Here is a 21,345-nt window from a genome sequence, read left to right as displayed (position 1 = left end):
GTGGTCACCCTTGCCGACGCATCAGGTCATGCCCAGCGGATCACCGCCTGAACGGCGGAGCCGAGGATGTTCGGAAGAGGAGGCGGTCAGCCGGCCGGCTCGTTCTCCAGGGCCGGAGAGCGCTTCGCGATCGCCTCGGTGACCTGCCGGGCGATGTCCTGCGAGGTCAGACCGATCTCGCTGAGGATCTTCGCACGCTTGGCGTGGTCGAGGAAGCGCCGCGGGATGCCGTAGGTACGAACCGGGACGTCGATGTCGGCGTCGCGCAGCAGGCGGGCGACCGCGTCACCCACACCGCCCACCCTGCTGCTGTCCTCGACGACCACGACCAGCTTGTGGTCGCGGGCGGCCGCCACCAGGGCCTCGTCCAGCGGCTTGACCCAGCGCGGGTCGACCACCGTGGCGGAGATCCCCTGGGCGTCGAGCAGGTCGGCAGCCTCCAGGCACAGCTCGGCCATCGGCCCCACGGAGACGAACAGCACGTCGGCGTCGCCCCCGCGCAGCACGTCCATCTCGCCGAGGCGGCCGACCGCCTCGATCTCGACTGCCACCGGGCCCTTGGGGTAGCGCAGCACCGTCGGGCCGTCGTCGACCTTCACGGCCTCGGCCAGCAGTTCGCGCAGCCGGGGCTCGTCGCGGGGAACCGCGATCGACAGGCCGGGGACGACCTGCAGGATCGACAGGTCCCACATGCCGTTGTGGCTGGCGCCGTCGTCGCCGGTGACGCCCGCCCGGTCGAGCACGACCGTGACAGGGAGGCGGTGCAGGGCGACGTCCATCAGGAGCTGGTCGAAGGCCCGGTTCAGGAAGGTCGCGTAGACGGCCACCACCGGGTGCAGGCCGCCGAGCGCCAGGCCCGCGGCGCTGGTCAGGGCGTGCTGCTCGGCGATGCCGACGTCGTAGAGGCGGTCGGGATATGCCTCGGAGAACGGGATCAGGCCGGTCGGGCCGAGCATCGCGGCGGTGATCGCCACGATGTCCTGACGCTCGGCGCCCAGGCGCACCATCTCCTGGCCGAAGACGTTGGTCCAGCCGTGCGGTTTCGGCTTCTCCTCGCCGGTCAGCGGGTCGAAGACGCCCGGCGAGTGGAAGCAGTCCTCGTCGTGGTTCTCCGCCGGGGAGTAGCCGAAGCCCTTCTTGGTGAGCACATGCACGATGACCGGGCGGCGGAAGTCCCTGGCCCTGCGCAGCGCTGACTCCACCGCCTGCTCGTCGTGGCCGTCGACCAGCCCGATGTACTTCAGGCCGAGGTCCTCGAACATGACCTGCGGGGCCAGGACGTCCTTGAGACCCTTCTTGACGCCGTGCAGGGCGTCGTAGACGGGGGCCCCGACCACCGGCACCCTGTTCAGGCTGTCCTTGACGAAGTCGAGCATGTCCTCGTAGCGCTGGGTGGTGCGCAGTGAGGCCAGGTGGGAGGCGAGCCCGCCGATGGTCGGCGAGTAGGAGCGGCCGTTGTCGTTGACCACGATGATCAGTGGCAGGTCCTTGCGCGCCGCGATGTTGTTGAGCGCCTCCCAGGCCATGCCACCGGTGAGCGCCCCGTCTCCGATCACCGCGACGACCGTGCGCTCCTCCTCGCCCCGCAGCCGGTACGCCTTGGCCAGGCCGTCGGCGTACGACAGCGCGGTCGAGGCGTGGGAGTTCTCGATGACGTCGTGCTCGGACTCGGCCTGGCTGGGGTAGCCCGACAGGCCGCCCTCCTGGCGGAGCGTGTCGAACTGCCCGGCCCTGCCGGTGAGCATCTTGTGGACATAGGCCTGGTGACCGGTGTCCCACAGGATCCGGTCACGCGGCGACTCGAAGACCCGGTGCATCGCGATCGTCAGCTCGACGACACCCAGGTTGGGGCCGAGGTGGCCGCCGCTGCGAGCCGTGGAGGCGATCAGAAGGTCTCTGATCTCGCCTGCGAGCAGTGGCAGCTCGTCCACCGCCAGCAGCTTGAGGTCCCCTGGCCCCTTGACCGACTCCAGAAGACTTCCAGGCTGCCCGGTCCGCTCGCTCACGGAATCATCCCCTCTGTCCAGTCACCGTCACGACGAGTCTAGTTCGACTGAGGGGCGCAACCCTCAGGAGCGGCGATTCTGCACGTTTTATCCACACTTGCAATAATCTTTGCCCCACCATGAAAACTCTTCCCTTTAAGCAACTTTCACCTCTTGTTGCCGCCTCGTTGACGTTTGCCCTGGTAGCAGGGGTGGAAACGGCCAACGCCTCCACCTCACCGGACGTCGTGACCTCAGTCTCGCAGCAGGTCACGCCGCTCACCGGAACGACACCGGGTTCGACCGCGGCCACCGGCAGGCGGGCACTCCCCGGGGGCCGCACTGCCGCGACGTCCAGTCCTCTCTACCGCACCGGCACCCTGCCCACCATGAACTGCCAGGCCGGCCAGATCCGCGCGGGGAGCGCGGCCTCCTACCGGATCTTCGTGCAAAGGATGGTCAACTGCCTGAACCGGGCCTGGAAGACCCAGTTCAGGAAGACCAAACTGGCGTTCTCCCACCCCAAGCTACGTTTCTCCACCACCAAGGTGAACACTCCCTGCGGCCGGTGGCCCAGCAGCGCCGGCGGGCTGTACTGCTCCAGCAACCGCACCATCTACATCGGCGTCACCCGCGAGGTCCTGAAGAACCCCTACCCGGCCAACCACGCCCAGTTCATCGCCCACGAGTACGGCCATCACGTGCAGCAACTGGCGGGCATCATGGACTACTACGCCACCAGCGTCTGGCGCGCCAAGTCGGCGACCAAGCTGGCCTTCTCCCGCCGCCTCGAACTGCAGGCCGATTGCCTGGGCTCCGCCTTCCTGCGCCAGATCGCCGGCAACCTGCCGGTCGAGCAGGCTCAGTGGGAGGCGATGGTCAGCTGGGTCAGCGCCAACGGTCACAAGAACTGGCCCAAGAACGACCACGGCAAGGGCCGTAGCCAGGCCTACTGGATGGAGCGCGGCTTCAACTCCGGCTCCCCCTCCGGCTGCAACACCTGGACCGCCCCCACGGGCCGGGTCGCCTGACAGCCTGTCGGTCCCGAAGGAAGCAGCACGAAACCCACCCGGGCCCGCCGCACCTGACCGTACTCCCAGAGTGTGACCGCATAACAGCTTTACCCGGTGTTTTGCCTCCCATAGGGTTCAGGATCATGCGTACCCCCCTTATCACACTGCTCTCCGGCGTTCTGGCGAGCCTGCTGTTCGCCGGTACGGCGAGTGCGGTCCCCACCGAGCAGGTCAGGCCGGTACCCAAGGGCAAGACCGCCCTCGTCGCCAACCCGATCTACAAGTCGGGCAAGCTCGACGAGGAGAGCTGCCAGGAGCAGCCGGTCTACAACGACGACCTCGAATCGGCAGAGTCCTATCTCGACTTCGTCCTCGACTGCCTCAACAGGAGCTGGGAACACCAGTTCTCCAAGGCGGGACTCCCCTTCTCCAAGCCCGGGTTCGCGGTGACCCCGCGCATCGGCGTCCCGACCGGCTGCGGCAAGTTCCCCGACGGCGCCCAGGCGATCTACTGCCACAAGAACAATAAGATCACTTTTTACCTGAGCAAGGGCATCCTCGCCGATGTGACCGATCTCTTCCTGTTCCAGGTGATGGCCCACGAGTACGGCCACCACGTCCAGCATCTCTCCGGGATCTGGCGCGCCGTGTCCTCCGTGAAGTACAAGAGCAACAAGGAGGCCCTGGCCGCGATCCGCAAGGTCGAACTCCAGGCCGAGTGCCTGAGCGGAGTCTTCATCGGCAGCGTCTGGCGCTCCCTCGGCCGTCGCGAGTCGGACTTCAGGTACGTCATGAACGCCGCCTACAGCACGGCCAGCCACGGTAAGGCCGCCAACATCGCCTACTGGCTGACCCGAGGCTTCCGCCAGGAGGCCCCCGGCGCCTGCAACACCTTCTCCGCCCCCAAATCCAAGGTCTCCTGACCCCTCCATCCGGCAACCACCCGCCGCCGCCCCACGGGCGTGCGACGGGTGGTTGCTCTTTTCCATCCGTCGCACGCCATCCCCCACGGAGTGCGGTCCTCATCCCGGCCCGGCGCGGGCGCCTCCCCCGAAATGCGACCACGAGTGGCGACGCACTCGTGACATTGAGTAATCTGGCGACGCCGCCTGAGCACCTACCCGTGGGCGCCCTCCACGCCACGGAAGCAGGCCCGGTCCCCCCGCTGGTATGACGGCAAGGAGAAGACAAATTGGACACAACAGATATCCGCATGCGCGTCCTGGAGACCGACGTCGCCAAGCTCCGCCTGCAGAACGAGGAGAGCAAGGTGATCAACGCAGGAATCTTCGAGGTTCTGAACGACCTGCGAACGGTGACGACGGAACTCCGGGCGGAGATGACCGGGCTCCGTTCGGACATGGACGGCCTCCGCTCGGACATGGACGGCTTCCGTACCGACATGGACGGCTTCCGTACCGACATGGACGGCTTCCGTACGGAGCTGGACAAACTCCGGGTAGGGCAGGACGAGCTCCGCGCCGAGATGCGAACCGGTCACGCCGAGCTCCGCGAGGAGATCTCCGTGGTCAAGCGCTCCGTCGGCAACCTGGAGCTCTCGATGAAGCGTGTCGAAGGTGACGTCGCCGAACTCAAGGCGGGCCACATCGAGCTGCGCCACCTGGTCGCCGGTCTCGTCAAGTAACACCCGCGACACCGTCGGCACCCACGGCCCCGGGTGCCGACGGGGCGACATCTCGCGGTCCGGCGCGTTGCCGTTTCCCGTCTCGCCTTCGGGCGCGCGAGACCGCCGAGCGGGGGGTTCGCAAGAACCTCTCGGCCCGCTCACAGATGATCGTGTCGAAACCCGGCCCGGACAGGCCGGAAGCGGTCAGGATCCGGCGCGGGCGAGGACTTCCAGGGGGTCGGCGAGGACCTGGGAGAAGGCCAGTTCGGCGGCGCCGACCAGGGTGGCGTCATCGCCGAGGGCCGAGGTGCGCAGGCGCAGGTGCTCGCGGGACGGAGGCAGGGCGTCGAGGGCGAGACGGCTGCGGACCTGGGCGGCGGAGCCGAGGTAGATCTCCCTGAGCATGCCCCCGAACACCACCATCTCGGGGTTGAAGATATTGACGAGGTTGGCGACGCCCAGGCCGAGCCAGTCACCGACGCGGCTCAGCGCGGCCTGCGCGACGACGTCGCCCCGGTCTGCGGCGTCGACCACGGCGCGGACCGCGTCCCTGCCGACCTGGGGGCCGAAGCGGCCCGCGGCCTCAAGGAGGGCGCGCTCGCCGACCTCCGCCTCCAGGCAGCCGAGCGAGCCGCACCCGCAGAGACGGCCCTTGTCGGGGTTGACGATCATGTGCCCGACCTCGCCGCCGAAGCCCAGGTGGCCGCCGAGCAACTGGCCGTTGGCGATCACGCCGCCGCCGATGCCGACGTCGCCGTGGAGATAGACGAGGTCCCGGCAGCCGACGCCGACGCCCCGGGTCTGCTCGGCGAGGGCGGCGAGGTTGGCGTCGTTGCCGACCGTGATCGGCAGGCCGAAGGCCAGCCGGCGAGTCATCTCCTCGGCGAACGGCACGTCCTCCACGGTGGCCATGTTGGGCCCGAACCTGATGCCCCCGTCATCGCGGCCCACGCCGCCCGAGAAGGCCGCCGCCACCCCGACGCACACCGTGTCGGGCCGGGTCCTGCGGTGCATCTGCCGGGCGAAGGCGGCGAGCGGGCCGACGATCTCCTCCAGGGAGAAGGCTCCGCGCCTCCGTACCGTCTCGCGACGGTCGAGGATCGTGCCGCCCAGGCCGACGCGGGCGGCGACCATCCGGTCGACGCCCACGTCGAAGGCGAACACGTAGACCCGCGCCGACTCTGGACGGACCACCAGGGAGGGGCGCCCGGCCCGGCCGGTCTCCCTGGGAAGTTCCTCCCTGACCAGGCCGGCGGCGGTCAGGTCGGCGGTGAGGGCCATGATGGTGCTGCGGTTCAGGCCCATCCGGTTGGTGAGCTCCGCCCGCGAGGTGGGGCCGCTCAGATGGACGTGGCGGAGCAGGGCACCAAGGTTATGGCGCCTGATCTCCTCTTGGGAGGGGCCTGCCCGCATGACTAGGGGTTCCTTCGGTGGATCGGAGTCGCTGATCACCTTAGACCAGTGGCGGCCGCCCGCTTGCGGGAGAGCGCGTCCACCACTGCGGCCAGCAGCAGGACCGATCCGGTGACGATGAACTTGACTCCGGAGCTGTAGCCCATCAGACCCATGCCGTTCTCGATGACCGCGACCACCGCACCGCCGAGAATGGCGTCGAGCACCCGGCCCTTGCCGCCGAACAGGCTGGTGCCGCCGATGACCGCGGCACCGACCGCGTACAGCAGCACGTTGCTGCCGCCGGTGTTGGGGTCGACGGAACTGGCCCTGGAGGCGGCGATGACGCCGCCGATCGCGGCCATGGAGGAACAGATCACGAAAGCGCTGATCTTCATCCGGTCGACGTTGATGCCCGCCCGGCGTGCGGCCTCGACGTTGCCGCCGACCGCGTACAGGTGACGTCCGTACGCCGTGCGGCGCAGCACGAACGTCAGGACCAGCAGCAGTACCACGATGATGGGCACCACGAGCGGCACGCCCGCCAGCGAGACGACCGCCGCGTTGCGGCTCCGCTCGATGTTGAGGAAGTAGACGGCGAGCCCGCCGAGCAGCGCGAGGGCGCCCACCCGGACCGCGATCAGTGAGACCGGATCGGCGGTCAGCTCCCGGCTGGCGCGCTTGCGGGCGCGCAGCAACTGGAGGCCGGCGTATCCGGCGACCCCCACGGCCAGCAGGATCCAGCCCAGCGCGGGCGGGAGGTTCTTGTTGGCGATCGCCAGGATGGTCTCGTCCCGGATGGCGATGATGGTGCCGCCCTTGACCAGCAGCAGCACGAGCCCCTGGAAGGCCAGGAAGGCGGCGAGCGTCACCACGAACGAGGGGATGCCGAGTTTCGCGACGATGGAGCCGATTCCGGTGCCGATCACCACGCCGGTGAGGATGGCCGCGCCCACCGCCACGTACCAGGGCATCCCCTGGCTGCTGAGCAGGATCGCGAGCACCGCGGCGCAGACACCGCTGGCGAAGCCCGCCGACAGGTCGATCTCGCCGAGGAGCAGCACGAAGACCAGGCCCATGGCGATCACCGTGACCGCGGCGCCCTGGGTGAACAGGTTGGCGAAGTTTCCAGCGGTCAGGAAGGACGGCCGGAGGATGGCGAAGATGGTGCAGAGCACCACGAGACCGAACACCGCCGGCAGCGCGCCCATGTCGCCGCCGCGGACCCGCTCGGCGTAGCCGCGAACGTTGCTCCTGATCGAAGGGACCTCGGGTACGCGCTTCGGGGAAATCGTGGCGGTCATACGGTGGCTCCGTTGGTGAGGCCGAGGTCCCCGCTGCGGCCGGAGGTGATCAGTTCGACGACCTGCGCGTGGGTCACGTCCGAGGTCTTGACCTGGGCCGCCATCCGGCCCAGGTAGAGGGTGGCGATCCGGTCCGACACGGCGAACACGTCGTTCATGTTGTGCGAGATCAGCACGACGGCCAGGCCCTGGTCGGCCAGGCGCCGGACCAGTTCGAGCACCTGCGCGGTCTGGGCGACGCCGAGCGCCGCGGTCGGCTCGTCGAGGATGACCACCTTGCTGTTCCACAGCACGGCCTTGGCGATGGCCACCGTCTGGCGCTGGCCGCCGGAGAGGCTGGCGACGAGCTGGCGGATGGACTTGACGGTCCTGACCGACAGGCTCTCCAGGGTCTTGGCGGCCATCGCCTCCATCGTGTCCTCGTCGAGGACGATGCCGCGCCGGTGCTCACGGCCCAGGAACATGTTCTGGACGATGTCGAGGTTGTCGCAGAGCGCGAGGTCCTGGTAGACGATCTCGATGCCCAGCTCGGCCGCGTCGCGCGGGCTGCCGATCCGGACGGGCCTGCCGTCGAAGAAGTACTCGCCGGAGTCGATCGGATGGATGCCGCCGACGCACTTGACGAGTGTGGACTTGCCTGCGCCGTTGTCGCCGACCAGCGCGGTCACCTCTCCCGCGTAGGCGGAGAAGGCGACGTCGTGCAGGACCTGTACGGGACCGAAGCTCTTGTCGATCCCGCGGAGTTCCAGTGCGGGGGTCATGGGGTTGTGCTCCCTGTGTTCATTTCGCGCGGTGAAGCTCGCGCGGCTCGGGCGCCTGCGGGCGGTGTCCTGCCCCATAGCCGGAATGGACGACTCACCTGCCGCGTCCCTCCGGCGTCACAGTGCGAATACGCCGCGATGGAGCGCTGGGGACGGACGGCCGGGGCGGCCGTCCGTCCCCAGCACGCCCTACTGGATTCCGGCCTCGGTGCACTTGTCGGCGAACTCACCGGTGCACAGCTCGTCCTTGGTCACGAAGCCGTCGGCGACGACGTCCTTGACGCTGTCGAAGAAGATCGGCTGCGGGTCGAGGAGAACGGCGGGCACGTCGGCGCCGCTCTCGGTGTCCTTGACCGTACCGGTCGCCGCGGGCTTCTCGCCCTTGGCCAGGCCGATGGCCAGCGCGGACGCCGCGTCGGCCTCCTTCTTGATCGCCTTGTAGACCGTCATGCACTGGTCACCGGCGAGAATGTTCTGCAGGCCCTGCACCGTGGCGTCCTGACCGGTGACCGGGACCTTGCCGTTCAGACTGTTCTTCTTCAGGACCGAGATGGCCGCGTTGCCGAGGCCGTCGTTGGCGGCCAGGACACCGGCGATCTTCGGCTGCTCGGTGAGCATCTGCTCGAAGATCGTGCCCGCCTGGGTGTTGTCCCAGTCGGGAACCGACTGGTCGGGGCCCTTGACGTAGTCCCCCGAGTCGTACTTGGCCTTGAGCACGCCGTCGTAGCCGTTCTTGAACAGCGTGGCGTTGTTGTCGGTGGGCGAGCCGTTGAGCTCGGCGATGATGGGCTTCTTGGCCTGCTTATCTGACAGGCACTTCACCAGGCCCTCGCCCTGCAGGGTGCCGACCTTGGTGTTGTCGAAGCTGACGTAGTAGGACGCGCCGCCGTTGAGAGTGAGGCGGTCGTAGTCGATGGTGGCCACACCCTGCGCCTTGGCCTTGTCGAGTACGGCCTTGCCGGTGCCGCTGTCAAGGTTGACGATCATCAGAACCGTGGCGCCGTTGGTGATCATCTGGTCGGCGATGGTCTGGAACTGGGTCTTGTCACCCTGGGCGTTCTGGATGTCGTAGGCGACGCCCGCGGCCTTGAACGCCTCCTCCAGGTACTTGCGGTCCGCGGTCTCCCAGCGGGCGGAGGACTTGCTGTCGGGGAGGATGACGCCGACCTTGCCCGCCACGGCAGCCGAACTCTCCGCGGGGGACGCGCCGCTCGACGCGCTGGTGTCGGCGTCTTCGCTCCCGCAAGCGGCGAGGCCAAGGGTCATCGCCGCGGCGGCGGCGGTAAGGCTGAGGATCCCCTTGCGCATGGTGCACGGGTCCTTTCTTCGAAAGTGGGGGGTACGACGGAGGTGCGGCATGCCGAATTCGCGGGTACGGCTCCACCGGGTCTCGGCTTGCCGTTCCGTTGAATGTTGTTTGCGGCAACGTATTCCGCCACCGGCCAGGAGCGCCAGACCTTCCATGGGTAAAGTTTGTTGTGGCCGGTAACAATCCAGAAACGCGTCATTAACCCCCGTGGCCCCGCCCTGCCACCTCGCCTGGGATCACGGCCCCCACCTGCCGCTTCTGGGCGGTGACCGGGAGAACGAAAAAACCGCCCGGCGGGATGATGTCCCGCCGGGCGGTTCCTGTCTGGGGTGTCCCCCGATGTGAGCGGGGCCTGCGTGCGGCCCCGCCCCTCCTGCTCAGCTCTTGGCGAGCAGGGAGCGCAAGACGTACTGCATGATGCCCCCGTGCCGGTAGTAGTCGGCCTCTCCGGGAGTGTCGATGCGCACGACGGCCTGGAATTCCTTGTCGTCGGCCCTGACCGTCACGGTCCGCGGGATGCCGCCCCCGTTGAGGGCCTCGACACCGACGACCTCGAAGGTCTCCTCACCGGTCAGGCCCAGCGACTGCGCCGTCTCCCCCTCGGGGAACTGCAGCGGCAGCACGCCCATGCCGATCAGGTTGGAACGGTGGATGCGCTCGTAGGACTCGGCGATGACGACGCGGACGCCGAGCAGCGCGGTGCCCTTGGCCGCCCAGTCGCGCGAGGAACCCGAGCCGTACTCCTTACCGGCCAGCACGACGAGCGGGATCCCCGCGGCCTGGTAGTTCGCGGAGGCGTCGTAGATGAAGGCCTGCGGCCCGCCCGGAACGGTGAAGTCGCGGGTGTACCCACCCTCCACGCCGTCGAGCAGCAGGTTCTTCAGCCGGATGTTGGCGAAGGTGCCGCGGATCATGACCTCGTGGTTGCCCCGGCGCGAGCCGTAGGAGTTGAAGTCCTTGACCGCGACACCGTGCCCCTTGAGGTAGTCGGCCGCCGGGGTGCCGACCTTGATCGCGCCCGCCGGGGAGATGTGGTCGGTGGTGACCGAGTCGCCCAGCTTCGCGAGCACCCTGGCCCCGGAGATGTCGGTCACCGGCTCCGGCTCGGGCGGCATGCCCTCGAAGTAGGGGGCCTTGCGGACGTAGGTCGAGTCCGGGTCCCACTCGAAGGTGTTACCGGTCGGGATCGGCAGCGAGCGCCAGGTCTCGTCGCCCTTGAACACGTCGGCGTAGTCGTGCAGGAACATCTCCTGGTCGATCGAGGAGGCGACGACCGCCGCGATCTCCTCGGGCGCCGGCCAGATGTCGGCGAGGAAGACCGGCTCACCGTCCGTGCCGATGCCCAGCGGCTCGGTGTTCAGGTCGATGTCCATGGTGCCCGCGAGGGCGTAGGCGACCACCAGCGGCGGCGAGGCCAGGTAGTTCATCTTGACGTCGGGGTTGATCCGGCCCTCGAAGTTACGGTTGCCGGACAGCACCGCGGTGACCGCGAGGTCGTTCTCCTGGATCGCGGCGGAGATCTCCTCCTGCAGCGGGCCCGAGTTGCCGATGCAGGTGGTGCAGCCGTAGCCGACCAGGTTGAAGCCGATCTTGTCGAGGTAGGGCTGCAGGCCCGAGCGCTCGAAGTAGCCGGTGACGACCTGCGAGCCGGGGGCCAGGGAGGTCTTGACCCACGGCTTGCGGGTCAGGCCCTTCTCCACCGCGTTCCTGGCGAGCAGCGCGGCGCCCATCATGACGTACGGGTTGGAGGTGTTGGTACAGCTGGTGATCGCGGCGATGGTCACCACGCCGTGGTCGATCTCGAAGGAGGTGCCGTCCGCCAGGGTGACCGGCACGACCCTGTGCGGGCGCCTGCCGTTGTGACCGGCGGCGTGCGGCTTGTCACCGCTGCCGTCGTGGGAGATCGCCGGGGAGTCCGAGGCGGGGAACGACTCGTCGGACGCCTCGTCGAGCGGGCCCTGGATGCTCGACACGTAGTCCTTGACGGACGCGCGCCAGGCGCTCTTGGCGTCGGACAGCGCGATGCGGTCCTGGGGACGCTTGGGACCCGCGATCGACGGGACGACCGTGGCCAGGTCCAGTTCGATGTACTCGGAGAAGATCGGCTCCTCGGCCTCCGGGTCGAGCCACAGCCCCTGGGCCTTGGCATAGGCCTCGACCAGGGCGACCTGCTCGGCGGGGCGGCCGGTCAGCGTGAGGTAGTCGATCGTCTGGCCGTCGATCGGGAAGATCGCGCAGGTCGAGCCGAACTCGGGGCTCATGTTGCCGATCGTGGCCCGGTTGGCCAGCGGCACGCTGGAGACGCCCTCGCCGTAGAACTCCACGAACTTGCCGACGACGCCGTGCTTGCGGAGCATCTCGGTGATCGTGAGCACCAGGTCGGTGGCGGTGGCACCGGCCGGGAGCTTGCCGGTCAGCTTGAAACCGACCACCCGCGGGATCAGCATCGAGATCGGCTGGCCGAGCATCGCGGCCTCGGCCTCGATGCCGCCGACGCCCCAGCCCAGGACGCCGATGCCGTTCTCCATCGTGGTGTGGGAGTCGGTGCCGACGCAGGTGTCAGGGTATGCGGTCAACACCGCCTTGCCGTCCTTTTCGACGCTTCGCGTCATCACCACCCGGGCCAGGTGCTCGATGTTGACCTGGTGCACGATGCCGGTGCCCGGCGGGACGACCTTGAACTCGTCGAAGGCGGTCTGCCCCCAGCGCAGGAACTGGTAGCGCTCGCGGTTGCGCTCGTACTCCCGCTCGACGTTGCGCTGGAAGGATTCGGGCCCGCCGAAGAAGTCGACGATGACCGAGTGGTCGATGACCATCTCGGCCGGAGCGAGCGGGTTGATCCTGGCGGGGTCGCCGCCGAGGTCGCGGACGGCCTCGCGCATGGTCGCCAGGTCGACGACGCACGGGACGCCGGTGAAGTCCTGCATGATCACGCGGGCCGGCGTGAACTGGATCTCCACGTTCGGCGCGGCGGACGGGTCCCACTGGCCGACCGCGCGGATGTGGTCGGCGGTGATGTTCGCGCCGTCCTCCGTGCGGAGCAGGTTCTCAAGAAGGATCTTCAGGCTGTACGGGAGACGCCCCGACCCCTCCACGGCGTCAAGCCGGTAGATCTCATATCCCGCGTCACCGACGCGGAGCGTGTCACGGCTGCCGAAGCTGTTCGAGGACACGGTTCGCCTCCCTCATCACCCTGATGTCTGTCGCGCCGGCACATAGGCGCGATTGAATCCTGCCGCACCGCCGGAGCACCCCGGACTGTTAGGTACACCTAACCTCTGAGCCGCCCGCGGACTGCAACGAGTGTCTCGACATCAAGATATCCCTCCGGGTATCTCGACATCAAATTACCCCCCAGTATGATCACTGCGGGACGAGGCGGAGGTACAGCAGTCCGAGAACGATGACGGAAAGTACCGGGGCGAGAAACTTCTGCTCGAAAGCACGGCCCGTCTTGATACCGATCTTCCACGGCAGCAGCCATTTCTGCCGCATCGGCCAGAGCACGGGACAGCCCTTCTCGGTGCAGCAGTCACCCACGACGTGGGTCAGGCATCCGATCGCGACCGCCAGCCCCAGCCAGGCGTAGCCCACACCGTCGCTGCGGAACACCACGAACAGCCCCGCCGTCATGCCGACGTTGAGCATCGCCGAGGCGAACTTCTTGCCCGGGATGCCGATCCCGATCGCCCGCAGCGCCAGGCCGATGAGCAGGACCACCAGGATGTCGCGGCCGATCGGATAGGCGCCGGCCAGGTAGTGCGCGCCGAAGCCCATGGCGGCCGCGAACACGAGCGAGTGGGTGGCGTTGCGGTGCCCGCCGGCGAGCCATGACACCGCCTTGCTCAGACCCCAGGTGACCGGCCCGAACGTCTGCGCGATCGTCGCGCTCGGGTGGTCGAGGTCGGGCAGCATCGCGGCACCGGCACAGATGATGGCCCCGGCGACGAACTCGGCCGGGTTGAGCGCGTTGACCATGACGCCGGTCTCCATGAACTTCGACGTCTCGGTCAGCAGGGGCAGCGCGGCCAGTCCGGGCGCCACCCCCAGCCAGGCGATCGCGCCCGTCAACGCGTGCGTATGCCCCATCATCGCTCAGACACCACCATCAAGATCACGCCGGGAGACTGTACGGCAAAGACCCCTCCGAGTGGAGGACCGTGCCATTTTGCGCGATCGGCGTGTCGCGTGGGCGAGAGGATCCCGGCACGTGAGCACCGGTCGCCTCCACCCACTTCCAGGATCATTCGAGGGCGACGCTCGTCCGCTTCGATCTCCCCGTCCCTTCACGAGAAGTGCCTGCCATCGGCATCTTCCTACGAATGAGGAACGGATGGAACCGCCGATCGGTGCCCGGGACGGCCTACCGGAGCACCCAACCGGGAAGATCGCCTTCACCCTGGCGGCCTCACCTCGGGATCTACGCCGAGCACCCTCCGGATCGCCTCCACGGAGGCCGGAGACGGGCCGGGAAAGGTCGATGAGCAGACGGCGGCCTGCGGAAACGACAGACGGGACCGTTCCGCGCCGAAAGCACCCCCCAGCCCTTCCGGCGCGGAACGAATCCCGTCTACGTCCTTTGTAACGTGCAGGTCTCAGTACTTGTTCCAGAATCCGGCAAGAATTACGTGATCTGCCTCACTTACACGCTGAGCACTCGCGCGGTGACCGTGGGCCGCCCCCAAGAGCAGAGGCATATTTCATGACAAGAGTTGCTATCAGAATGTTCTCGATATATCTTTGAGCCATCAAGAGCGATCAAAAGACGATCGCGATATGGAGGTACGACATGACGGCAGCGAACGCGGCGAGCGGCCCCTGGGCCGGCTTCGGCCCCCAGGAGGTCAGGCGCGAGATGAAGCGCGTGGTCAGGGAGGCACGGCGGCAGCTGGCCGCCGGATGGCACGAGGGCGGGCCGCAGCACGGGCCGCACCAGCACCACGAGGGCGGGCCGCACGAGCACCGGCACCGCGGGCACCGCGGCCCCTTCCCCGGCGGCGGGTTCCCCTGGGACTTCGGCAGAGGCGGTCGAGGCGGCGGCCGGGGGGGCAGAGGCCCATTCGGTGCAGGGCCGCCGTTCGGGCGCGGGCGCAAGGCCAAGCGCGGCGACGTCCGCGCGGCGATCCTCGCCCTGCTCACCGAGTCCCCGCGGAACGGCTACCAGATCATCCAGGAGATCGAGCGGCGCAGCGAGGGTGGCTGGAAGCCCAGCCCGGGAGCGGTCTACCCGGCGTTGCAGCAACTCACCGACGAGGGCCTGGTCCTGGCCGAGGAGAACGAGGGACGCAAGACCTTCGAGCTCACCGAGGCCGGCCGCGCCTACGTGGCCGAGCACTCCGAGGAGGTGCGCGCGCCGTGGGAGGAGATGACGCCCGACATCGACGACAGCACCTGGGAGCTGATGGACACCGCCCGCCAGTCGGGGTTCGCCATGCTCCAGATCCTGCAGACCGGCAGCGAGTCGCAGATCCGGCAGGCGAAGCAGACGCTGGCCGAGACGCGCCGCAAGCTCTACCAGATCCTGGCCGACGGCGACACCGGCGAGGAGTGACCCGACGATGACGCCCCGAGACGACCTCCGCATCGGAGACGCCGAACGTGACGTGGCGATGGAGGCCCTGCGCGAGCACTACGCCGAGGGCCGCCTGACCCGCGAGGAGCTCGACGAGCGCCTCGAGCTGACCCTGTCCGCTCGGACGGGCGGCGACCTCGCCGTGGTGTGCGCGGACCTGCCCGGTCTGCCCGGCCCGCACGACCCCGGGCCGGAGAGGTTCGAGGACACCGGGAACCCGGGAGACCGCGGGTGGCACGCGCACGCCTGGGGCGTCCACCGTCCCGGGTTCCGGCCCGGACCCCGGTTCCGTCACCGCGCGGCCTGGAGTCGCCACCACCCGGGACGCCGGGGCGGGCCTCTGTTCGCTCCCGCGGTGATCCTGCTGCTGGTGGTGGGAGTGGCGATGGCCGGGGCCGGGGTGCTGAAGCTCCTCCTCCTCGCCTGGCTGGCGGTGGCCGTGCCGGGCCTGCTCCACCACAGGCGGTGGCACTCCCGGGCACGGGCCCGCCGGTTCAGCCCTCCAGGCGCTTTCTGAGCCCCTGGAGGCCGGGCAGGTAGACGGAGTCGCGGAGCATCGCGATGCTCGCCTCCGCCTCGGCCTCGTCCGCCTCGAAGACGCCCGTCCACTCGACGAAGGCCCGGTTCCCGTCGGTGACGGGCGTCACGGTGATCGTCCCGATGTAGTCCTTCAGGCCGAAGACGGACTCAAGGATCGCGTAGACCTGCCTGCGCGCGGCATCGTCCAGGGCGACGAGCCGCTCACGGACCATGACCTGGCCGTCGACCTCGATCCGCCGGACGCAGCCCACCTCGGTGGAGGCCCGGCCGTCCTCGATGACGGCCGGAGGTATCCCGTCGAACCAGCCGTCCATGTGCTCGAAGTCCCTGATCAGCGCCCACACGTCGTCGGCCGATGCGTTGATCACCGTACTGATCGTCACCTGTGGCATCTCCGCCCCTCCCGTCGCTCGCCATCAGCGTGCACACACCAAGTGACTTGAGCAAGCGCTAGGCTAAAATCGCGGGGATTCCGAAGCCACCGCACCGCCCGCCCTCTCGGGGCTAACCCATCTCCTCGAGCCTGCGCCCCTTGCTCTCCCTCACCTTGAACAGCACGAAGACGAAGGAGAGCGCGGCGAAGCAGGCATAGCCCATGTAGGCCCCCGACAGGTTCCACGCGGACAGCGCGGGGAAGGAGACGGTGATCAGCCAGTTGGCCAGCCACTGGGCGGCGGCGGCCACCGAGAGCGCGATCGCCCTGATCCGGTTGGGGAAGATCTCCCCCAGCAGCACCCAGACCACCACACCCCACGACAGCGCGTAGAACAGCACGAAGACGTTCGCGGCGACCAGCGCGATCGCGCCCTGCGCCGCGGGCAGCCTGACGGCGCCACCGCTCTGGAACCCCGCACCGAACGCCCACGCGGCGGTCGCGAGCGCCGTCGCCATGCCCGCCGAGCCGATCAGCAACAGCGGCCTGCGGCCGAGCCTGTCGACCAGCGCGATGGCGACGAACGTGCCGACGATGTTGATGATCGAGGTGGAGAAACTGATCAGCAGCGAGTCGCTCTGGTTGATGCCGACCGACTGCCACAGCGACGCCGAGTAGTAGAAGATGACGTTGATACCGACGAACTGCTGGAAGACGGAGAGCAGGATGCCGATCCAGACGATCGGCAGCAACCCGAGCCGGGGACCGCGCAGGTCACGCAGGCGGGGCCGGTGCTCGCCGCGCAACAGGACCCGGATCTCCGCGATCCGGGCGTCCAGGTCGCCCTCCTCGCCCTCGACCTCCGCGAGCACCTCGCGCGCCGCGGCCGACTTTCCGACCGCGATGAGGAAACGCGGCGACTCGGGAATGATCGTCGCGAAGAGCAGGTAGAGCAGGGCGGGGAGCACGCAGGCGCCGAGCATCCACTGCCATGCCTCCAACCCGAGCAGCCTGTTGTTGACGTTGCCCCCGGCCCGCTCCGCGACCACGTAGTTGACCAGCTGGGAGACGGCGATGCCCAGCACGATGGCGAGCTGCTGGAAGGAGCCCAGGCGTCCCCGGTAGGCGGGCGGCGCGACCTCCGCGATGTAGGCGGGGCCGATCACCGAGGCCATGCCGATGCCGACTCCGGCGAGCACCCGCCAGAAGCCCAGGTCCCAGATCGCCAGCGGCAGGGCCTGCCCGACGGAACTCGCCGCGAACAGGCTCGCGGCCACCTGCATCGTCCTGGTCCGCCCCCAGCGGTCGGCCAGCCCTCCGGCGATCCACGCCCCCACCGCCGAACCCAGCAGCGCGACCGCCACGACGAGACCGATCTGGACCGGGCCGACCTCGAAGTACCGCTGGATTCCGGTCACGGCCCCGTTGACGACGGCGCTGTCGTACCCGAAGAGGAAACCGCCCACCGCCGCCGCCGCCGCGATGAAGACGACGTGCCCGATGTTCTCACCGGGGCCCCCCGAAGGGGTGGTGCCGGTCATGAGGGTCCCTTCACCCAACCGGGCAGCACGGCGCCCCACAGTGCCCGGTCGCCAGGTCTTCGAAGACTAGGGACCGGGAGGGAGACACCGGTCGCCGCGACCCGGAGAATGTCCTCCTTCTTCATCGGGCTTTGTCGAAAAATCACAGATGGAAATCGACGTGCCGGAGCGGCGAGAACCGTCTCGCGCTCGCGCGGGGCACTCGCGGCGCGCCGGCGCCCGCGCCCCGAGGAGGGGCGCGGTGCCCGGCCTACACGTGAGGCAGGACCTCCTCGGCGATGAGGTTCAGGTGGTCTAGGTCGGCCAGGTCAAGCACCTGCAGGTAGATCCGCTCGACGCCCAGTTCGGCGAAGCGGCCGATCTTCTCGGTCACCTCGGCGGGTGTGCCCGCCAGACCCGTCGCGCGCAGCACGCCGAGGTCCTGCTCGATGACCCCGGCCCGCCGCGCGATCTCCGCGTCGTCGGAGCCGACACAGATGGTCTGCGCGACCGAGAGCACGACCGGCTCCCTGCCCTCCGCCTCGCATGCCCTGCCGACCCGGTCAAAGGCCTTCGCGGTGTCGTCCAGGGTACGAAACGGCACGTTGTACTCGTCGGCGAACCTGGCGACCAGGCGCGGGGTGCGCGTGGCGCCGACGCCGCCGATGATGATCGGCGGCCTGGGGCTCTGCGCGGGCTTGGGCAGCGCGGGCGAGTCCGCCAACCGGTAGTGGGCGCCTTCAAAGGAGAACGTCTCGCCCGCCGGTGTGGTCCAGAGCCCGATCAGGATCTCCAGCTGCTCCTCGAAGCGGCCGAACCGCTCGCCGACCGGCGGGAAGGGGATGCCGTACGCGACGTGCTCGGCGTCGAACCAGCCGGTGCCCAGGCCCAGCTCGACCCGGCCGCCGCTCATCTGGTCGACCTGGGCCACGCTGATCGCCAGCGGTCCCGGCAGCCGGAAGGTGGCCGGGGTGACCAGGGTGCCCAGGCGAATCGTGGAGGTGTCCCTGGCCAGGCCCGCCAGGGTCGTCCAGGCATCGGTGGAGCCGACGCCGGGGTCGCCCGCCCCGATCCGCATGTAGTGGTCGGAACGGAAGAAGGCGTCGAACCCCAGCCGCTCCGCGGCCAGCGCGACCATCAGCAGCTCGTCGTAGGTGGCACCCTGCTGCGGTTCTGTGAAGATCCTCAACTTCATGACGACCATTATCCGGGCACTCCGGACGGCATCCGCAGAAAGCCCACGCCGCGGCCGGAACGCTTGCTAACGTTCTGCCCTTCGAGGCAACGGGTAGCGGGTCAGACACTCAAAGTGATCACCCCTGTCGTTGAGGAAGGGGGATCACATGCCCGTGGCGACCGACCGCCCGGACGCTCGCCGGGCCCGCGAGCCCGGCACCCCGCCCCGGCCTCTCGTGGTGCTCGCCTCCATCGCGCTCGCCGCGGGAACCGGTGGCGCGATCTGGTTGCTGCCCCCCAGGGCACAGGGCGAGTGGGCCGTCGTCGGCAGGCGTGCCGGGGCGGGCGCGCCGCCCTCGGAGACCGCTCCCCGGCCCGCGGCCGAGCCGGCGCCCACACCGGCCGTCGTCCGCCCGTCGGGCTTCGTGGCGTTCGTGGACGCGGTCCACGAACCGCGCTTCAACCTCTCCAAGGCGGCCAGGAAGAGCCGTGTGCGCTGGTTCACGCTCGGCCACCTCACCGCCGGGCGCAGCGGCTGCGTCCCCAGGTGGGGCGGACTCCAGGGGCAGAGACGTAATCCGGTCGCCAACCGGCTCGGCCCCCTGCGCGCCGCCGGTGGGGACGCGGGCCTCGCCTTCGGTGGCCCCGCCGGACGCGAACTCGCCACCGCCTGCGCGGACCTCGGCCGGCTCACCGCCGCTTACCGCCGGGCGATCGACGCCTTCGACGCCAGGTACATCGACTTCGAGGTCCACGCCCCGGCCGGTGACGCCGCCGTGCGGCGGCGGGCCAGGGCGATCGCGACCCTGCAGCGGCAGGCCGCCCGCGAGGGCCGCCCCCTCACGGTCAGCTTCACCCTCCCGGTCACCGGGACCGGCCTGACCCTCGGCGACCAGGAGTTGCTCCGGGCCACCCGGGCGGAAGGCGTCGAGATCGCCACCGTCAACCTGCTCGCCCCCGTTGGCACCTCCCCCGGTTCCGGGAGCCGCCTGCACCCGATCGCCTCCGCCGTCCGCGCCGCGCACCCGCAGATAGCCCGCTCCCTGGGGGAGAGCGCCGCCTGGAACCGGATCGCCCTGACACCCGTGCTGGCCAGGTCCGGCGACCTCACCCGGCTCGACGCCCGCAGACTCGCCGCCTTCATCAGCCGCAACAACCTGGCCTGGCTCTCCGCCAGGGGTGCGGCCCTCGCCCCCGGCGTCACCCGGTTCCTCACCGGCGCGGCACGCTAGACAATCACTCCCCCCTGGGGTTATCTATGGGTTATAACCCTTCCATAACCCCCAGAGGAAGATGCGATGCCGAAGATCAACGTCTACCTGCCGGACGAACTGGCCGAGGCGGTCAGGAGAGCCGGTGTGCCGGTCTCCGCCGTGTGCCAGCGGGCACTGGAACAGGCCGTACGGCGGGTCGCCTCCATCCGCGAGACGGCGCTCAGCGCCCCCGACCTCGACGACCTGGCGGCGCGCTTCCCGCACTTCACCCCGCGGGCCCGGTCCGTGATCAAGCTGTCGGTGGAGCAGGCTCGAGCCCTGGGCGCGGCCGAGGTCGGCACCGAGCACCTGCTGGGCGGCATGCTCGCCGAGGGGGGCAACCTAGCGCTCCAGGTCCTGGGCGCCCTGGAGATCGACCCCGAGGAGGTGCGGCGCCGGTTGGACCGGCCGGGCGTCGATGCCCCGGCCGCGACCGGCGGCGAGGCCGAACTCGCCTTCGGGGCGTCCGCGGCGGCGGCCCTGGAGATGACCGTCACCGAGGCCACCTCGCTCGGCCACAACTACATCGGCTGCGAACACCTGCTTCTCGGGCTGATCGCCGAACCGGAGGGAGCGGCCGGGCATGTCCTGCGGGAGCTGGGCGCCGAGCACCGGCTGACCCGCCGCGCGGTCTCGGCGGCCCTCGCCGGCTATGTCCACCTGCGCGCGCAGACCCAGGCCGCCCCTGCCGTCCCGGCCCCGCCCGCCGACGCGGCGAGCGCACTGTCGGCGGCCGTACGCGAGGAGCTCCGTCCCGTCCTGCGCAGGCTCGAACGGCTGGAGGAACACCTCGGCCTCCCGGACGAGGCGTAGCCGGTGAGCGCGGCCGTGCACGCGGTCGCAGCTGTGATCACACGCCTGGCCGTGGGCGTCCTCGTCGGCGTACTCGTGGGCATGGGCTCGGATGCGGTCACGGGTGTGGTCTCCGGCCTGGTCGCCGGCGGAGCGGCGGGAACGATCGTGCGCGCCGCAGCCGCGGCAGGCGGCACGCGCGGCGGCTCCCCCGTCCCGGCGAAGGACCGCGCCGGGACGCGATGAGACATCGTCCCGGCACGTTCCCCTGGTCACTCCTCGGCCGGCCCGCCGACCAGCAGTGCCGCACACTCCACGTAGTGGGTCATCAGGCCGCATCGAATTCACATCACCGCAGCCCAAAGCCAGGTACTCGCCGGCGGGTCGTGACGCGGTGTGGACCCGCCTGCGGAAGGCCGCCAAGGCCTGAGTGCGCGGCCTGGGGCTCGCCCATCACGCCTGTTGCAGCTCAGGGGATGTACACCTCGTAGTAGAAGCCCGCCAGATAGGGGCCACTCCCGCTGACCCAGTAACAGCCGACGAGCCCGGTGTACAGACCGCTCTGCGCGGCGTCCTCGAAGGCGAGGTCGCAGGCGGCCAGGGTCTGGTAAGGGCCCTGCCGGTACCAGTCCCGTGTCGGCCAGCCCCCGGCGGTCACGGCCGCGCCGGTCTGGGTGGCGGCGAAGGCGGGTGCGGTACCGGCCAGGACACCGGCGCCCAGCGCCACG

19 protein-coding genes are annotated in these 21,345 nt (G+C 69.3%); 8 read left to right on the top strand and 11 right to left on the bottom strand.

All coding sequences use genetic code 11. The features are described 5' to 3' along the window. Nucleotides 1-86: 86 nt before the first annotated feature. Complete coding sequence (gene dxs / locus AB0J58_RS26995; RefSeq protein WP_364220384.1) at nt 87-2,006, bottom strand: 1-deoxy-D-xylulose-5-phosphate synthase; 1,920 nt, start codon at nt 2,004-2,006, stop codon at nt 87-89. 191 nt (nt 2,007-2,197) lie between these two features. On the opposite strand from dxs, the gene AB0J58_RS26990 reads away from it, so the two are divergent. The 3 genes from AB0J58_RS26990 (at nt 2,198) to AB0J58_RS26980 (ending at nt 4,643) form a co-directional block, all read left to right on the top strand. Beyond that, nucleotides 2,198-3,016, top strand: a complete 819-nt coding sequence (locus AB0J58_RS26990; protein ID WP_364220381.1) for a neutral zinc metallopeptidase — start codon at nt 2,198-2,200, stop codon at nt 3,014-3,016. Between the two features lie 125 nt (nt 3,017-3,141). After that, nucleotides 3,142-3,921: a neutral zinc metallopeptidase gene (locus AB0J58_RS26985; RefSeq protein WP_364220378.1), complete on the top strand. Its 780-nt coding sequence runs from the start codon at nt 3,142-3,144 to the stop codon at nt 3,919-3,921. A 269-nt stretch (nt 3,922-4,190) separates the two neighbouring features. Further along, on the top strand, nt 4,191-4,643 hold the full coding sequence (locus AB0J58_RS26980) for a hypothetical protein (RefSeq protein WP_364220375.1): 453 nt from the start codon (nt 4,191-4,193) through the stop codon (nt 4,641-4,643). A gap of 186 nt (nt 4,644-4,829) precedes the next feature. On the opposite strand, the gene AB0J58_RS26975 is transcribed toward AB0J58_RS26980, so the two are convergent. From AB0J58_RS26975 to AB0J58_RS26950, 6 genes are all read right to left on the bottom strand, one after another. Further along, the gene (locus AB0J58_RS26975; protein WP_343967545.1) at nt 4,830-6,038 is read right to left on the bottom strand and encodes an ROK family transcriptional regulator; all 1,209 of its coding nucleotides are present in this window, start codon (nt 6,036-6,038) and stop codon (nt 4,830-4,832) included. Nucleotides 6,039-6,073: 35 nt separating this feature from the next. Further along, entirely contained in the window at nt 6,074-7,321 is a 1,248-nt protein-coding gene (locus AB0J58_RS26970; RefSeq protein ID WP_364220372.1) for an ABC transporter permease, read from the bottom strand. Then, nucleotides 7,318-8,082, bottom strand: coding sequence for an ATP-binding cassette domain-containing protein (locus AB0J58_RS26965; RefSeq protein WP_030914731.1), 765 nt, complete (start codon nt 8,080-8,082; stop codon nt 7,318-7,320). The genes AB0J58_RS26970 and AB0J58_RS26965 overlap by 4 nt, the downstream gene beginning before the upstream one ends. A 189-nt stretch (nt 8,083-8,271) precedes the next feature. After that, nucleotides 8,272-9,390, bottom strand: a complete 1,119-nt coding sequence (locus AB0J58_RS26960) for a substrate-binding domain-containing protein (RefSeq protein ID WP_343967551.1) — start codon at nt 9,388-9,390, stop codon at nt 8,272-8,274. 378 nt (nt 9,391-9,768) lie between these two features. Continuing rightward, the gene (gene acnA, locus AB0J58_RS26955; protein ID WP_364220368.1) at nt 9,769-12,564 is read right to left on the bottom strand and encodes an aconitate hydratase AcnA; all 2,796 of its coding nucleotides are present in this window, start codon (nt 12,562-12,564) and stop codon (nt 9,769-9,771) included. Nucleotides 12,565-12,754: 190 nt separating this feature from the next. Next, the gene (locus AB0J58_RS26950) at nt 12,755-13,483 is read right to left on the bottom strand and encodes a metal-dependent hydrolase (RefSeq protein WP_343967555.1); all 729 of its coding nucleotides are present in this window, start codon (nt 13,481-13,483) and stop codon (nt 12,755-12,757) included. A gap of 697 nt (nt 13,484-14,180) precedes the next feature. Here AB0J58_RS26950 and AB0J58_RS26945 point away from each other — a divergent pair. Next, nucleotides 14,181-14,942, top strand: a complete 762-nt coding sequence (locus AB0J58_RS26945; protein WP_364220365.1) for a PadR family transcriptional regulator — start codon at nt 14,181-14,183, stop codon at nt 14,940-14,942. Between the two features lie 7 nt (nt 14,943-14,949). Continuing rightward, entirely contained in the window at nt 14,950-15,480 is a 531-nt protein-coding gene (locus AB0J58_RS26940) for a DUF1707 domain-containing protein (protein WP_364220362.1), read from the top strand. Here the strand turns inward: AB0J58_RS26940 and AB0J58_RS26935 are convergent. From AB0J58_RS26935 to AB0J58_RS26925, 3 genes are all read right to left on the bottom strand, one after another. After that, the gene (locus AB0J58_RS26935; protein ID WP_364220359.1) at nt 15,458-15,871 is read right to left on the bottom strand and encodes an SRPBCC family protein; all 414 of its coding nucleotides are present in this window, start codon (nt 15,869-15,871) and stop codon (nt 15,458-15,460) included. The two genes, AB0J58_RS26940 and AB0J58_RS26935, sit on opposite strands and share 23 nt — an antisense overlap. A 136-nt stretch (nt 15,872-16,007) precedes the next feature. Then, nucleotides 16,008-17,417: a sugar porter family MFS transporter gene (locus AB0J58_RS26930; protein WP_364220356.1), complete on the bottom strand. Its 1,410-nt coding sequence runs from the start codon at nt 17,415-17,417 to the stop codon at nt 16,008-16,010. A 250-nt stretch (nt 17,418-17,667) separates the two neighbouring features. Beyond that, a complete protein-coding gene (locus AB0J58_RS26925; protein ID WP_364220353.1) occupies nt 17,668-18,591 on the bottom strand; it encodes an LLM class F420-dependent oxidoreductase in 924 nt (307 codons plus the stop codon). A gap of 148 nt (nt 18,592-18,739) precedes the next feature. On the opposite strand from AB0J58_RS26925, the gene AB0J58_RS26920 reads away from it, so the two are divergent. The 3 genes from AB0J58_RS26920 to AB0J58_RS26910 all read left to right on the top strand — a co-directional run bounded on the left by AB0J58_RS26920 (nt 18,740) and on the right by AB0J58_RS26910 (nt 20,863). After that, nucleotides 18,740-19,804, top strand: a complete 1,065-nt coding sequence (locus tag AB0J58_RS26920; RefSeq protein ID WP_364220350.1) for a hypothetical protein — start codon at nt 18,740-18,742, stop codon at nt 19,802-19,804. 66 nt (nt 19,805-19,870) lie between these two features. Continuing rightward, the gene (locus AB0J58_RS26915) at nt 19,871-20,638 is read left to right on the top strand and encodes a Clp protease N-terminal domain-containing protein (RefSeq protein ID WP_364220347.1); all 768 of its coding nucleotides are present in this window, start codon (nt 19,871-19,873) and stop codon (nt 20,636-20,638) included. 3 nt (nt 20,639-20,641) lie between these two features. After that, the gene (locus AB0J58_RS26910) at nt 20,642-20,863 is read left to right on the top strand and encodes a hypothetical protein (protein ID WP_364220344.1); all 222 of its coding nucleotides are present in this window, start codon (nt 20,642-20,644) and stop codon (nt 20,861-20,863) included. 223 nt (nt 20,864-21,086) lie between these two features. On the opposite strand, the gene AB0J58_RS26905 is transcribed toward AB0J58_RS26910, so the two are convergent. Next, nucleotides 21,087-21,345: hypothetical protein (locus tag AB0J58_RS26905; RefSeq protein ID WP_364220341.1), on the bottom strand; the 259-nt coding region annotated here is incomplete at its 5' end.

The organism is Streptosporangium sp. NPDC049644 (assembly GCF_040675205.1).
Classification (GTDB): Bacteria; Actinomycetota; Actinomycetes; order Streptosporangiales; family Streptosporangiaceae; genus Streptosporangium; species Streptosporangium fukuiense.
The sequence above is the reverse complement of the archived record's forward strand: the minus strand, read 5'-3'. Positions and strand labels throughout refer to the sequence as shown.

Bases quoted from the DNA above. Each gene is read 5' to 3' on its own strand.
- AB0J58_RS26985 (WP_364220378.1), top strand. From the start codon at position 3,142: ATGCGTACCCCCCTTATCACACTGCTCTCCGGCGTTCTGGCGAGCCTG.
- AB0J58_RS26975 (WP_343967545.1), bottom strand. From the start codon at position 6,038: ATGCGGGCAGGCCCCTCCCAAGAGGAGATCAGGCGCCATAACCTTGGT.
- AB0J58_RS26970 (WP_364220372.1), bottom strand. From the start codon at position 7,321: ATGACCGCCACGATTTCCCCGAAGCGCGTACCCGAGGTCCCTTCGATC.
- AB0J58_RS26965 (WP_030914731.1), bottom strand. From the start codon at position 8,082: ATGACCCCCGCACTGGAACTCCGCGGGATCGACAAGAGCTTCGGTCCC.
- AB0J58_RS26960 (WP_343967551.1), bottom strand. From the start codon at position 9,390: ATGCGCAAGGGGATCCTCAGCCTTACCGCCGCCGCCGCGGCGATGACC.
- AB0J58_RS26950 (WP_343967555.1), bottom strand. From the start codon at position 13,483: ATGATGGGGCATACGCACGCGTTGACGGGCGCGATCGCCTGGCTGGGG.
- AB0J58_RS26945 (WP_364220365.1), top strand. From the start codon at position 14,181: ATGACGGCAGCGAACGCGGCGAGCGGCCCCTGGGCCGGCTTCGGCCCC.
- AB0J58_RS26940 (WP_364220362.1), top strand. From the start codon at position 14,950: ATGACGCCCCGAGACGACCTCCGCATCGGAGACGCCGAACGTGACGTG.
- AB0J58_RS26930 (WP_364220356.1), bottom strand. From the start codon at position 17,417: ATGACCGGCACCACCCCTTCGGGGGGCCCCGGTGAGAACATCGGGCAC.
- AB0J58_RS26925 (WP_364220353.1), bottom strand. From the start codon at position 18,591: ATGAAGTTGAGGATCTTCACAGAACCGCAGCAGGGTGCCACCTACGAC.
- AB0J58_RS26920 (WP_364220350.1), top strand. From the start codon at position 18,740: ATGCCCGTGGCGACCGACCGCCCGGACGCTCGCCGGGCCCGCGAGCCC.
- AB0J58_RS26915 (WP_364220347.1), top strand. From the start codon at position 19,871: ATGCCGAAGATCAACGTCTACCTGCCGGACGAACTGGCCGAGGCGGTC.